Below are 13964 nucleotides of genomic sequence, written 5' to 3' on the forward strand. Positions count from 1 at the left end.
ACAGGGATATATCGCAATCCTGCAGGTGGCGTCCTGCACTTCTGGCGAGACTATGGTCAAATCAGAAGGAGATGCGAGATGACCCTGCAAGAACGCAAACCCCGCGCCCGTTCCGGCGGCCGGTCTGCCCGCCGCGCGCTGCGCACCGCCCCCAAGCACGATATGCTGCCCGGTCTGACACGCGGTATTCCGTTCTGTGAGGTGATGGACGGGTCGCAGGTTGAGCGGATCGACGCGGCCTCGATGGATATTCTGGAAAACGTCGGCGTGCAGTTCCGCGACCCAATCGCGCTTGAAGATTGGAAACGCGTCGGTGCCAAGGTTGAAGGGGAGTTGGTCTATCTGGACCGTGGCCTCGTGCGCGAGTTGATCTCGACCATTCCCGAAAGCTTCACCTACCACGCGCGCGACCCGATGAAGAACGTGGCGCTTGGCGGGCCGCATTCGATTTTCGTGCCGATGACCGGCGCGCCCTTCCTGCGCGATCTGGACGATGTGCGGCGCAACCCGACGCTGGATGACCTGGCGATGTTTCACAAGCTGAGCCACATGCTGCCGGGCCTGCACAGTTCGGCGCACCATATCGTGGAACCCTATGACCACCCGATCAGTCAACGGCACCTGCGCATCACCTATTCGTCGATGAAACACTCGGACAAGACCTTCATGGGCATGACCACCAGCCCGAAGAACGCCGAGGATGTGATGGAGATGTGCGCGATCCTCTTTGGCGAGGATTTCCTTGAGGATCACCCGGTGACCACCGGCAACTGCAACGGCAACTCGCCGCTGGTGTGGGACGAAACCATGCTGGGCGCGATGCGCGCCTTCTGCAAGCGTAACCAACCGGTGTTGTGTTCGCCCTTCGTCTTGGGCGGAGCGAATACGCCTGCCAGCGTGCCGGCCACCGTGGCGCAACTCAATGCCGAGGCGCTCTCGGCATTGGCCTATACACAGGTCATTCGCAAAGGCGCGCCCGCGATTTACGGTCACTACCTGTCAACCGTCAGCATGAAATCCGGCGCGCCCATGGCGGGCACGCCCGAGATCAGCCTGATGAACTTCATGATCGGGCAGATGGCACGGTTCTATGGGATCCCCTGGCGCACCTCGAACACGCTTGGCGGGGCCAAGACCTTTGATGCGCAGGCGGGATACGAATCGGCTACCACGCTTTCCGCGGTGGTCCATGCCGGGGCCAACTATATCTGGCATTCGGCGGGCTGGAACGAGGCGGGCATGCATTGCTCCACCGCGAAATTCGTGGTCGATGCGGAACAATGCGCAATGGCCCACAAGATGGCGCGCGGCGTGGATTGGGGTGATTTCGATCAGGCCATGGCCGCCGTGCCCGATGTGGGGCCGGGCGGGCACTACCTTGGCCACCCGCACACGCAGGAAAACTTCCAAAGCGCCTTCTTCATGCCGGATATGTTCGACAACAACTCCATTGAACAATGGATCGCCGAAGGCAGCGTCGAGATCACCGAGCGCGCGCTCAATCACGCGCGCAAGCTATTATCCGAGTATCAGGAGCCGATGCTTGATGAGGCCAAGAACGAGGCGCTGCTGGAGTATATCGCACGGCGTGAGCGTGAAATCCCGGCGGCGGATGCATTGAACCAAGATTACTAAGCGGAGTGGCTGCGCCACCCACTATGATTTGAATGGGGGCTCTGCCCCCGTCGCCCGTTGGGCGACTCCCCCGGAGTATTGCAGGAAAGATGAAGCCCTGTCACGCCCCTCTTCATCTTTCCCGAAATACTCCCGCCGGAGGCATCCGACGATAAAGCCGGGTGCCTGCGGTTGCGATTACTCGGCCAAATGACAGGCCACGCGGGTGTCGCCAATTTTACGCATCTCGGGACGTTCTTTCTTGCAGCGGTCCACGGCCAGTGGGCAGCGCGGGTGAAAGGCGCAGCCTGAAGGCGGATTGATCGGGTCGGGGATTTCGCCCTTGGGAGGGTCGACCTCGCGCCCGAAGCCGTCCATGCGGGGGGCGGCGTCGAAAAGCATCTGGGTATAGGGGTGCTTGGGGTCGGAAAAAAGCCGGTCACGGGGGGCTTCCTCGACCAAGCGGCCAAGGTACAGCACGCCGATGACATCGGCCATATGGTGCACCACCGTGAGGTCGTGACTGATGAAAAGATAGGTCAGCCCCATCTCTTCCTGCAAATCCGACATCAGGTTGAGAACTTGGCTTTGCACCGAGACATCCAGCGCCGAGGTCGGTTCGTCACAGACGATGATGCGCGGGTTGGAGGCCAGCGCCCGGGCGATGCAAATACGCTGCCGTTGTCCGCCGGAAAACTCATGTGGGAACTTGCCTGCGTCCTGCGCCGACAGGCCCACCTGTTCAAGGAGTTTTTCGGCCAACCCCTCGGTTTTGCCGCCCCGCGCTGCCACCGGTTCGTTGATGATCTCGCGCACCCGCCAGCGTGGGTTGAGCGAGGCATATGGATCCTGAAAGATCATCTGTACTTCGGCGCGCACCTCGGCGACCTTGGCCGGGTCGGTTTCGGTGGCCAGATCGACGCCGTCGATTTCGACGTTGCCATCGCTGGCGGGCAGCAGGCCCACAACGATCTTGCCGATGGTGGATTTGCCCGAGCCGCTTTCGCCCACCAGCGCGTAAACGGTTTTGTCTTCCACATCGAAGCTGACGTCTGACACTGCCGTCAGATAAGCCTTGTCGCGCCGCTCCAGCACCCGGTTGAGCCATGGTTTCGAGACATCGAACACACGCGTGAGGTTCTTGATGGAAATCAGCGCGCTCATGCGGGCTCTCCCTTGGTGGTGTCTTTCTGGGCTAGGGGGTGCCAACAGGCCGCGCGGCCATCGCAATAGTCGATCCTCGGCGGCGGGTCGGCGCGGCATTCCGCGGTGGCCCGGTCACAGCGGGGATGGAAGGCGCAACCATGCGGCAGGGCGCCCAAGCGTGGCATTGCGCCGGGGATTTGCCGCAAGCGTTTCGCGCCTTGGCTGGCCATGGGCGTGGAGGCCATGAGACCGGCGGTATATGGATGACGGGCTTGGGTGATGACCTCGCGCACCGGCCCCAATTCTGCCAATCGCCCGGCATACATCACCGCTACGCGGTCGGCGGCCTCGGCAATCACGCCCATATCATGGGTGACCAGCATGACCGCGACGCCGCGTTCCCGGCAAAGCCTCTTCAAAAGCGCCACGATCTGCGCCTGAACGCTGACGTCAAGCGCCGTTGTCGGTTCATCGGCGATCACCAGTTCAGGCTCGGCACAAAGGGCCAGGGCAATCACCACCCGTTGCCGCATGCCGCCGGAAAACTCGTGCGGGTAGCTGCCGATCCGGTCGCGGGCGGCGGGAATCCCCACTTCCTCCAGAGCGGCGATGGCGCGTTCGCGGGCCTCCGATTGACTGACATCGAGATGCTCAAGGATGGTTTCGGTCAGTTGGTCGCCGATGGTGAGAAGCGGGTTGAGCGAGGTCAGGGGGTCTTGAAATATCATCCCCATTTTCTTGCCGCGCAGCTTGCGCAGCGCCTCGCGCTTGATGTTGTGAATGGGCTGCCCCGACAACAGGATTTCGCCATGAGTGATCCGGGCCGGTGGGTCCAGCAGGCCGATCACCGCGTTGCCGGTCATCGACTTGCCCGCGCCGGATTCGCCGACCACGCCAAGGATTTCACCGGCGTGAATGTCATAGCTCACCCGGTCCACCGGGCGCAGGATGCCGTGGCGGGTGGGGATTTCCACAACAAGGTCGCGGACGGAGAGTACCGGGTCTTTGTCCATCTCGGGGCCTTTCATTATCGCAGCTTCGGGTTCAGCGCGTCGCGCAGCCAGTCGCCCAGAAGGTTGATTGACAGGGCCAGCGCCAGAAGGGTGGCGGCGGGGAACACCAAAATCCACCATTCGCCCGAGAACATGAACTCTTGCCCGATGCGGATGAGCGTGCCGAGCGAGGGTTTGGTGGGCGGTGCGCCGACACCAAGGAACGAGAGCGTCGCCTCGGCAATGATCGCCAGCGCCAGTGAAATCGTGGCAATCACCAGCACGGGGTTCAGAACATTGGGCAGGATATGGCGCAGCATGATCGACAGCGGCGAGCGGCCCACAAGGCGCGCGGCCTGTACGTATTCCTTGTTCTTCTCAACCAGGGTGGCGCCGCGCACGACGCGGGCGAATTGCACCCAGTCGCTGAGGCCGATGGCAAGGATCAAAACCCAGATCGCCATCTGGTCGCGGTATTCCGGGGGCGTGATCCCCTTGGCGATGCCAAAGATCAGCATCGCCACTAGGATCGCCGGGAAGGTGAGCTGCACGTCGGCAACACGCATGATGATGGTTTCGGTCCAGCCGCCGGAGTAACCTGCCAAAAGGCCAAGCACGACGCCAAGCACCATGGCCAGAAGCACCGCCGAGAAGCCGACGAACAGCGAAATTCGCATCCCATAGAGGATGGTGGAAAACACATCGCGGCCTTGGTCATCAGTGCCAAGAAGGAAACTGTCACCGGTAAAGGCGTTCGCTTCACCCGGTGGTGTAAACCCATTCATCAGGTTCAGGGTGGCCGGGTCGAAGGGGTCATGCGGGGCGATGAGCGGAGCAAACACCGCACAGAGCACCAGTGTCAGCACCACGCAGAACGACACCACTGCCACCGGCGCGCGGCGGAAGGAGTATAAAAAATCGCTTTGCCATGCGCGCGCCAGACGGCTGGGCGCGCGTTCGGGCGTTGGCGGGATGGGAGGGGCGGTATCGGTCATGTGGTTTTCCCCGCGCTGCGATCCACGCGAAGGCGCGGATCAATGGCGAAATAAAGCAGGTCGACGATCAGGTTGATGCCCACGAACATGACCGAAATCATCATCAGGTAAGCGGCCATGACCGGGATATCGACGAACTGGATCGCGTTGATGAAAAGCAGGCCCACGCCGGGCCATTGGAACACGGTTTCGGTGATGATGGCGAAGGCGATGATCGAACCCAACTGCAGGCCCGTGATGGTGATCACCGGCACAAGGGTGTTTTTCAGAGCGTGTTTGAAATGCACCGACCGGTCGCGCAAGCCGCGGGCGCGGGCGAAGCGGATGTAATCGCCGCGCAGAACCTCAAGCATTTCGGTGCGCACCAGCCGCATGATCAGGGTCATTTGGTACAGGCCCAGTGTGATGGCAGGCAGGATCAGTGCCTTGAGGCCCGTTTCCGTCAGGAAGCCGGTTGTCCACCAATCGCCGATCCGAGTGACATCGCCGCGCCCGAAACTGGGTAACCAGCCCAGTTCGACGGAGAAGAGATAAATCAGCAAAACCCCGATCAGGAAGGTGGGTAGCGAAACCCCGACCAAAGACAGGGTCATGATCATATTGGCCGCCACCCCGCGTTTTCGAATGGCGGTGAAAATGCCTAGGCCAATGCCCCCCAAAAGGGCCAGAACACCCGATACAAAGGCCAGTTCCAAAGTGGCGGGCAGGCGTTCCACAAGGATTTCGGATACCGGGCGACCCTGCCTGTAACTCAGGCCAAAGTTGCCCTGCACCGCCTGTTCCAGGAAGCGCCAGTATTGCACCGGAAAGGGCTTGTCGAGGCCCAGATCCGCGCGCAGGCGTTCGATATCGGCCTGTGTGCGCTCCTGACCCAGCATGTTGTCCACGGGGTCGCCCACGAAGCTGAACATGGAAAAGGCCACAAGTCCCACGACCAGCAGGACCAGCAAGGATTGGAACACCCGGCGAATGATATAGGCAAGCATGACGGTCCCCCGATCACGGCAGAAAACCGCGCCCTTGGCAAAGGGCGCGGCAGGGCAGGGCCACCACCAAGGGTGGCCCCGGCTGTATCAGTTCATGGTGAAGAACTTCATTTTCGGGTCATCCTCGGGGCTGACCTCGGTGCCGACATCGGTCGACATACCCCAATTCAGCACCTGGTGGTGGATCGGGATGTACAGCTGTTCTTCCTGCACCACGTTCCAGATGGATTGGATGGTGTCATTGCGCTTGTCCAGATCGGTTTCCGAGGCAAGGCTGACGATCATTTCGTCAACTTCGGCGTTTGAGAACCCGGTGCCGTTCCAGCTTCCGCGCTCTTCGCCGCGGGTGTGGACAAGGAAGTTGAAGATGTATTCCGAGTCGTAGGTCGGAACACCCCAGCCCAGCATGTAGAAATCCGTCTGGTCATTGGTGATCAGCGGGAAGTGCTGTGCCTTGGGCTTGGCATCAAGGTTCACCTTGACGCCGATCTGCGCCAGCATGCCAACAGCGGCCTGACAGATCGCCTCGTCGTTGACATAGCGGTCATTCGGGCAATCGAGCTGGATCGAGAAGCCGTCTTCATAGCCCGCCTCGGCCATCAGCGCCTTGGCGGCATCCACATCGGTTTTCGAGGCGGCATCCATCTCGGCGGTCCAGCCGTTGACGAAGGGCGGTGCGATCATGCCTGCGGGGGCGCTTTGGCCACGCATCACCACTTGCTTGATGGCATCGCGGTTGATCGCCATCGACATGGCTTGCCGCACGCGCACATCGGCCAGCGGGTTGGCGCCTTCGACATCGTCATTGGCAATATCATCCGCCCCTTGGTTCAGGCCGAAGAAAATAACCCGGTTTTGCGGCGCGGTTTTCACGACCAGGCCCTCGGTGTCGGCCACGCGGCCAAGGTCTTGCACCGGTACGTCCTGGATAAAGTCCACTTCACCCGACAAAAGGGCCGCAACCCGCGTCGCGGCGTTTTGGATCGGGGTATAGACGATCTCGGTGATGTCGAGCGGAAAGTCATCCTTGCCCCAATAGGTGTCATTGGCGGTCAGAACGGTTTTCACATCCGGCTCACGGCTGACCAGAACATAGGCGCCCGTGCCGTTGGTATTGGTCGAGGCAAAGGTTTTCTCGCCGCCTTCGACGTCTTGCACTTCGACGGCGTCATTCGCCTCGGCCCAGCCTTTGTCCATCATGAACAGGTTGGTCAGGTTCGAGGGCAGAATGGGGTTCGGGCCGTTGGTGACGAATTCGACGGTGTGATCATCCACCGCGCGCACCTCGGAAATCGAACTGAGCAGTTCTTTCATGTTCGATTTCTCGGATTTCGCGCGGTTGATCGAAAACACCACGTCTTCTGCGGTGAAATCTGCCCCATCGTGGTATTTCACGCCTTGCCGCAGGTTGAAGACCCAGACATTCGGGTCATCCGCCTTGGGGCCCCAATCGGTGGCCAGCGCGCCTTGCATCGCGCCGGAATGGTCGCGGATGATCAGCGGCTCGTAGATCTGGTGGGCCAGCGTGTGTGTCGGCCCCTCGTTCTGCGCGTGCGGGTCCAGCGTGAGCGAATCGCCCGCGCGCGCCCAGCGCAGCGTTTCGGCCGAGGCCGCAAGCGTCGTGCTGGCCAGAAGAAGCGCCGTAAGTGCACCTACAACTTTCATGGAAATATCTCCCTGTGATTGGTTGGATCATGGCCGCCTGTTTCCGGCGGCTCTGACGGGGCAGCTTAAATCTTTTGCATCGACAAACAAGAGTCCGCACAAGATTTGACCGTCACAAATTGGCTGACGTCGGGGCAGGGCGTTATTCTTCGCGCGCTTTCCACTCTTTCAAACGCAGCACCGTATTCGCCCCCCATTCGCGAAAAGGCTGCGGGGGCAAGCGTTTAGGCGGCACCTCGGCAGTGAAATGCGATGTGATGTCAGTGGTTTGACCACAGGCCAGTTCAGCCGCCCCAATGCCGGTCAGCGTGCCGCGCGCGGTGCCAAGCCCGTTTTGCACGCAGGCCGAAAAGACACCGTCGGCCACTTCGCGCATGACCGACACCCCATTTAGGCTCAGGCACAAATGCCCGGCCCAAGTATGCTCCATCCGCATCCCCTTGAGTTGCGGAAACCGTGCCTCGAACTTGTCCTGCATGACCCGGCCCGCGCGGGCGACGTCGGATTTGCGCGCCGTCATGCCGGGGCGCAATGCGGCACAGGTCCGGGTGATGATCCGGTTGCCGCCTTGGCCGCTGTCGATGCGGCGCACGGTGGTGCCCATCGGGTCGGATGGCGTAATCCCCCAGCGCGGCGCGCCGCCCAAAGCCCTGATTTGCTCGTCCGAAAGCTCAGGCGTCATGGTGGCAAAAAGGAAAAGCTGCATCAGCCGCCCGCGCTCCACCCCGAAGCTCTCCAAATGACCGTTCACCGACAGGATCACGCGCGGGGCCGTCACCGTCCCCTTGGGGGTGATGCAGGCCCAATCGCTGCCCTTGGCCGTGATCCTTTGCACCGGGGACCGCTCGTAAATTTCGACCCCGTCGCGGCGAAGCCCCGTGGCCATGCCGCGAACGAAGCCCGCCGGTTGCAACATCACCGTACCGGGGGTGTAAAGCCCGGATTGATAATGTGAACTGCCGGTCAGCTCCCGCATGGCTTGGGCATCCAAGGCCTCGCTCGCCTCGCCGAGTCCCTCGAGATGCCGGGCATAGCTTTCGTTATGGGCCTGGGCCGCGTCGCTGACCGCGCCGTTTACCTTACCGGCTTGGTCGAAGTAATCGGGCGAGATGCCGTAATCCTCAACCGCCCCCCGCGCAAAGGCCTGCGCCTGACGGTTCAGGGCAATCATCGCCCGGTCATCGCCCGCCCCGGCATAATCTTCCGAGGTCAGTTCATGCGGCAAGTCGATCATAAAACCCGAGTTGCGCCCCGCCGCCCCTTCGGCCACGCGGCCCGCCTCCAGCACAACAATCTTGGCCTGCGGCTCAAGCTGCCGCAGCCGCCGCGCCGCCGCCATCCCTGCAAAACCCGCGCCGACGACAACCACATCGGCTGTGGTATCAGCCTCCAAAACCTGCGCGGCGGGCTGACCCGGCAGGATGGCCGACCACGCCGCAGGTCCGCGATGCATCGGCAGGTGACGGGCGGTGAAGGTCTTTGTCATGCGTCCGGCAATCCAAGTCTTGGGCGGAACGCATCCAACCCCTCGGTCAGTTCCTTGCGGGCCCCGGCCATCCGGTCGCGCAGGGTGGCGTTCAATCCGCCTTCGGTTGAAAGTGCGTCCAGCAATGCCTTGACCTCCCCCGATCCATCAAAGCGCATGTTTTTGAAATATCCCGCGATCAGGGCCGCGACATAGGCTTCGGCCTTGGCCGCATCTCCGGTGATATCGGCAAGCCAATCCGCCGTCGTCACCATCTCGGCCAGCACGACAGACGACAGGGCCGAAGCGGCAAAATGCGCGTTGAGCGCGGCTTCGCTGGTCACGGGCAGAACGATGTTCTCGGCCCCGAACAAGGCGGCGACGCTGCCAGTGTCGGGATAGACGGGCAGGGGGCAGCCCCCTTGGCCGATAAAAGGCATCGGGATGGTCACGGAAATATCGGTCACCGGGGCGGCCAGTTCGCGCAGGCTGTTCACCGAGACATCGACCATGACCGAGATCAGTTTTTGGCCCTCACGAAATGGTAGATCGGGCAAAACCGCGCGCGCCACATCGGCCATCAGGCAGGCGATGACCACCTCGCTTGCCGCGACGACGCGATCATTCGGGGCGATCTCGACCTCGGCAAACTGGGCGGCAAGGCGCGCCGACACCTCGGCGCTGCGCTCGGAGACAAGGATGTGGTGCCCCTTGCCCGAAAGTGCCTCGACCATCGGTGCGGCGATGCCGCCGGTGCCCAGAAACCCGATCTTCATCAGGCCACCGCCTCGTCTTCGTCATCGGCCAGATCAATCCAGATGGTCTTGAGCTGGGTGTACTGGTCATGGGCGTGCAGGCTGTTGTCGCGCCCGCCAAAGCCCGATTGCTTGTAGCCGCCGAAGGGGGTTGAGATATCGCCCTCGCCAAAGCTGTTGACCGTGACGGTGCCCGCCCGCAGCATCCGTGCGCCGCGAATGGCGCGCTTGGCATTGGCGGTGAAGATCGACGCGCAAAGGCCATAATCGGTGTCGTTGGCGATCTTGATGGCCTCATCGAAGCTGGAAACTTCGATGACCGATAGGACCGGGCCAAAAATCTCTTCGCGGGCCAGCGTGTCGTCGTTGCTGGCAACATTCACCACGGTCGGTTCGACAAAGCCCTTGTCGGCCTTGCCGCCCAGAACGATGTTTTCGGCCTTATCCAGATAGCCACAGACCTTGTTGTAATGGGTTTCGCTGACCAAGGCGCCGACGCGGGTTTCGGGGTCCAGCGGATCACCCACCACCCATTCGCGGGCGTGCGCCTCGATTCGTTTCAGCAGCTCGTCTTTGACGTTCTTGTGCACGATGAGCCGCGAGGTAGCCGAGCAGTTTTCGCCCATGTTCCAAAACGCCCCGTTGACGATATGGGCCGCGACGCGGTCGAGGTTTTCGGCGTCCTCCATGACGACGGCGGGGTTCTTTCCGCCCATCTCAAGCACCACCTCCTTGGCGTTGCTTTCCGCCGCATAGGTCAGGAAGCGTTTGCCAGTGACGGTGGAGCCGGTGAAGCTGACCATATCCACATCCATGTGACGGCCCAGCGGTTCGCCCACCTCGGCCCCGCCACCGGGCAGCACGTTCAGCACACCCTTGGGCAGCCCTGCCTCAGATGCCAATTCGGCCACCCGCAGGGCGGTCAGGCTGGTTTCCTCGGCGGGTTTCACCACCACCGAACAGCCCGCCGCCAGCGCCGGGCCGATCTTCCACGCGAGCATCAAAAGCGGGAAGTTCCATGGCAGGACAAGGCCCACCACGCCGATCGGTTCGCGCACCACCATGGCGATATGATCGTCACTGGCCGGGGCCACTTCGTCATTGATCTTGTCGATGACTTCGGCGTGCCACTTGATGGCGTGGATCGTCTCGGGGATGTCCACGGTTTCGCAATCAAAGATGGTCTTGCCGCTATCAAGGCTTTCCATGACGGCCAGTTCGCGGGCATTGCGGGTCATCAGTTTGCACAGACGGATCAGCACATCCTTGCGCTCGCTCGGGTGCATCTTGGACCAGCGGCCATCGTCAAAGGCCTCGCGCGCCTTCAAGACAGCGAAATCAACGTCTTCCGCCCCGCAGGCCGCAATCTCGGCCAAGGTCTCGCCCGTGGCGGGGTTCACACTGGTGAAGGTCTTGCCCGAGGCCGCGGCGCGATAGCCGCCATCCACGAAGGCCGAGGTCGGCAGCGTCAGGTCCTTGGCAATCGCCTTGTATTCGTCTTTGGTCAGCAAACCCATGCCTCAGCCCTCCGCCGTGATATCTGCAATGGTTGTCTTGAGAACGCGCGTGACTTGCTCCAGCGCGCGCTTGTCGTCCTTGTTGAGCGGCTTCAGCGGCGGGCGAACCGCGCCCGTATCAATCCCCGCCATGGTCACGCCGTGCTTGATCGTCTGGATGAACTTGCCGCCCTGTTCCAGTACCCGCATGAGCGGCATAAGAGCCGACATGATCCGGCGGCCCTTCCCAAAATCGCCCTCCAGAACACAGGCATTGTAAAGTGCCACATGCTCCTCGGGCAGGAAGTTCGAGCCACCACAGACCCAAAAGGGCGCGCCCCAGGCAAAGAACTCCAATGCCTGGTCATCCATGCCGCAACCCAGTTGAATATGCGGGTAATCGCGGGCCAGAAGATGCACCCGGTTGATATCGCCCGAACTTTCCTTGATGCCACAGAAATTCCGGCTGCGCCCGACCCGGTCCAAGAATTCCTCGCCCATCATGGTGCCGGTACGATGCGGGTAGTTATAGAGCATCACCGGCAGGTCCGCCGCCCGGTCAATCGCCAAGGCATTGAGCGCATTTTCCCGGTCCGTCGGCACCGAATAGGGCGGGGAGGCCAAAAGGATGCAATCGGCCCCAATGTCCCGCGCGGCTTCGGCCAAGGCAATGCTGTCCGGCGTCAGCATCGCGCCGGTGCCCATCACCAAGGGCACCCGGCCCTTGATCCGCTCATGGGTGAACTTGGCCAGCTCAACCCGTTCCGCCACGGTCTGGGCATAGTTTTCGCCGGTCGAGCCTCCGGTGATAATCCCATGCACACCCTTGTCGATCAGGTTTTCGATCACGTCGGCCAAAGCCTCAAGGTCGGGCGTGTGATCGGCGAAATAAGGGGTGACGACAGGGGTATATATCCCCTCGAACTTGAAAATAGGCGTCATATGCGGGCAGCCTTCTTATGCTGAGGTTGAACGGGGCAGGGTGCCAAGCGGTTGATCCATCCCCGCCGGCATCACGAAACTTTCAATCTGGTTGCGCGAGAGGTTCCAATGATCCTCGGCCAATTGCGCCGCCGTGGCCTCATTCCCCGCCTCAATGGCGGCGATGATGGCGTCGTGCTGCTGGCTGGCCTCCGAGACACTTTCGGCCATCTCCGGCGTGACCGGGCGGTAAAAGGTCATGGAAATCCGCGCGTGATCAATCAACAACCGATGGAACGAGGGCAGAAGATAGATATTGCCCGCCATCTCACCGGTGATCTCGTGGAAACGGTTGTTGGCGAGAGTCCGGTCGGTGGTCGACCCCTTGCGCAGGGCCTCGCGAAATTCCTCCTGCGCAGCCTTCAGGGCGGCAATCTGGGCGGAGGTGGCATTGAGCGCCGCCAACCGCAAAATCGCACCGTAAACCATCGGGGCCGCCAGAAAGAAATCGCGCAGCGTGGTGTGCGACATCTCGGACACCCGCGCACCGCGATTGGCGCGTAACTCTACGTACCCAAGGCCCGCCAATTCGCGCAGAACCTCGCGCAAGGGTGTCCGGGACAGGCCCGAATCTTCGCAAAGCTGGGCCTCGTCCAAATCGGCCCCCGGGCGCAACTCCTGCGTCAGGATCGCACGCTTGAGCCTGTCCAGAAGGTGGGTTTTTCGGTCTTTGCTGGTGTCAGGCACGCCGTGGCCCCCTGCTTCGAGTCATTTTGTATTTCTAAAAAATACATATTGCATACAAATTGTAAATCGGGAAAAATCCGAACATGACCATGACACAGCATTTTATCTTCATTCTCGTGGAAGACTTCGCGCATCTGGCTTTTTCCAACGCGGTCGAACCCCTGCGCATTGCCAACCTGATAAAGGGTGAGGCGCTTTATTCATGGTCCATCGGGGCGGAGAATGGCGAAAGCGTCCGCGCTTCGAACCAAACCGTGACATTGGTCAACCACGGGTTTGAGGATTTGCCACGTTGTGACCGTCTGTTCGTCCTCTCTGGCCTTGAGATGCGCAATCGGATCACGCCCGCGCTTTTGTCGATGCTGCGCCGTGAACGGGCGCGCGGCACCACGATCGGCGCCCTCTGTTCGGGGGCCTATATCCTTGCCAAGGCCGGGTTTCTGGAGGGACAGAAATGCGCCATCCACTGGGACTATCACGATAGCTTCATGGAGGAGTTCCCGGAAATCCCGCTGGTGCGCAATGTCTTTGTCGCCGATGAAAAGCACATCACCGCCTCGGGCGGGTCGGCCACGGCCGATCTGATGCTGCACCTCATCGAACAGGACCATGGCCGTGATTTGGCCGTCGCCGTGGCCGACCAGATGGTTTATACCGCCGTGCGCGAGGCAACGGCAGAACAGCGTGTCTCGCTGCAATCGCGCAACGGCATGCGCAACCCGCATCTGACCAAGGCCATCGCCCGGATGCACGACCACATAGAAGAGCCGATTTCGCCCTCGGTGATCGCCGAGGACATCGGCATTTCGACCCGGCAACTTGAGCGCCTGTTTGGCCGTTACCTCAATACCTCGCCCAAGAAGTACTTCATGGAGTTACGGCTTGAGCGGGCGCGCCATTTGCTGCTGCAAACTGAAATGTCAGTCACCGAAATCGCCTGTGCCTGCGGGTTCGAGGCCACGGGCCACTTCACCCGCGTGTACAAGGCGGCCTACGGCGTGACGCCCACGGGGCAGAAGGCGAAACTTGGGTAGGTTTTGAAAAGCCCCAGCCATACCTTGCCAACGTCCCATCAGCGGCCATCCGTTTAGCATGCGGCGAATGACCGGATCGAGCCCTTGCTTGACGTTCATTCAACGTTTCGCCCGGGCTTGCCCCGGGCCGCGCCCCGCTGCGTGACAG

At 61.4% G+C, this 13964-nt stretch carries 12 protein-coding genes; 2 read left to right on the top strand and 10 right to left on the bottom strand.

What is annotated here, in order from left to right; translation table 11 throughout:
* The first annotated feature begins 78 nt into the window (after positions 1-78).
* Positions 79-1635, top strand: coding sequence for a trimethylamine methyltransferase family protein (locus tag QZ498_RS08795; protein WP_294621506.1), 1557 nt, complete (start codon positions 79-81; stop codon positions 1633-1635).
* Positions 1636-1812: 177 nt separating this feature from the next.
* Here QZ498_RS08795 and QZ498_RS08800 read toward each other — a convergent pair whose 3' ends face one another.
* From QZ498_RS08800 to QZ498_RS08845, 10 genes are all read right to left on the bottom strand, one after another.
* Positions 1813-2778 (bottom strand): ABC transporter ATP-binding protein, encoded by a 966-nt coding sequence (locus QZ498_RS08800; RefSeq protein ID WP_294621507.1) that lies wholly within the window; start codon positions 2776-2778, stop codon positions 1813-1815.
* Positions 2775-3788, bottom strand: coding sequence for an ABC transporter ATP-binding protein (locus QZ498_RS08805; RefSeq protein ID WP_294621508.1), 1014 nt, complete (start codon positions 3786-3788; stop codon positions 2775-2777). Before QZ498_RS08805 ends, QZ498_RS08800 begins: the two co-directional genes overlap by 4 nt.
* On the bottom strand, positions 3788-4747 hold the full coding sequence (locus tag QZ498_RS08810) for an ABC transporter permease (protein ID WP_294621509.1): 960 nt from the start codon (positions 4745-4747) through the stop codon (positions 3788-3790). Before QZ498_RS08810 ends, QZ498_RS08805 begins: the two co-directional genes overlap by 1 nt.
* The gene (locus tag QZ498_RS08815) at positions 4744-5733 is read right to left on the bottom strand and encodes an ABC transporter permease (protein ID WP_294621511.1); all 990 of its coding nucleotides are present in this window, start codon (positions 5731-5733) and stop codon (positions 4744-4746) included. Before QZ498_RS08815 ends, QZ498_RS08810 begins: the two co-directional genes overlap by 4 nt.
* Before the next feature lie 87 nt (positions 5734-5820).
* A complete protein-coding gene (locus QZ498_RS08820; protein WP_294621512.1) occupies positions 5821-7398 on the bottom strand; it encodes an ABC transporter substrate-binding protein in 1578 nt (525 codons plus the stop codon).
* A 142-nt stretch (positions 7399-7540) separates the two neighbouring features.
* Complete coding sequence (locus QZ498_RS08825) at positions 7541-8884, bottom strand: FAD-binding oxidoreductase (protein WP_294621513.1); 1344 nt, start codon at positions 8882-8884, stop codon at positions 7541-7543.
* Positions 8881-9639: an NAD(P)-binding domain-containing protein gene (locus QZ498_RS08830; protein WP_294621514.1), complete on the bottom strand. Its 759-nt coding sequence runs from the start codon at positions 9637-9639 to the stop codon at positions 8881-8883. The genes QZ498_RS08825 and QZ498_RS08830 overlap by 4 nt, the downstream gene beginning before the upstream one ends.
* Entirely contained in the window at positions 9639-11135 is a 1497-nt protein-coding gene (locus QZ498_RS08835; RefSeq protein WP_294621515.1) for an aldehyde dehydrogenase, read from the bottom strand. Before QZ498_RS08835 ends, QZ498_RS08830 begins: the two co-directional genes overlap by 1 nt.
* Before the next feature lie 3 nt (positions 11136-11138).
* A complete protein-coding gene (locus QZ498_RS08840) occupies positions 11139-12056 on the bottom strand; it encodes a dihydrodipicolinate synthase family protein (protein ID WP_294621516.1) in 918 nt (305 codons plus the stop codon).
* A 15-nt stretch (positions 12057-12071) separates the two neighbouring features.
* Positions 12072-12782, bottom strand: a complete 711-nt coding sequence (locus tag QZ498_RS08845; protein WP_294621517.1) for a GntR family transcriptional regulator — start codon at positions 12780-12782, stop codon at positions 12072-12074.
* 83 nt (positions 12783-12865) lie between these two features.
* Here QZ498_RS08845 and QZ498_RS08850 point away from each other — a divergent pair, with 83 nt between their 5' ends.
* Complete coding sequence (locus QZ498_RS08850) at positions 12866-13816, top strand: GlxA family transcriptional regulator (protein ID WP_294621518.1); 951 nt, start codon at positions 12866-12868, stop codon at positions 13814-13816.
* Positions 13817-13964: the final 148 nt, after the last annotated feature.

This window comes from uncultured Roseovarius sp. (genome assembly GCF_913057115.1).
Taxonomy (GTDB): Bacteria; Pseudomonadota; Alphaproteobacteria; order Rhodobacterales; family Rhodobacteraceae; genus Roseovarius.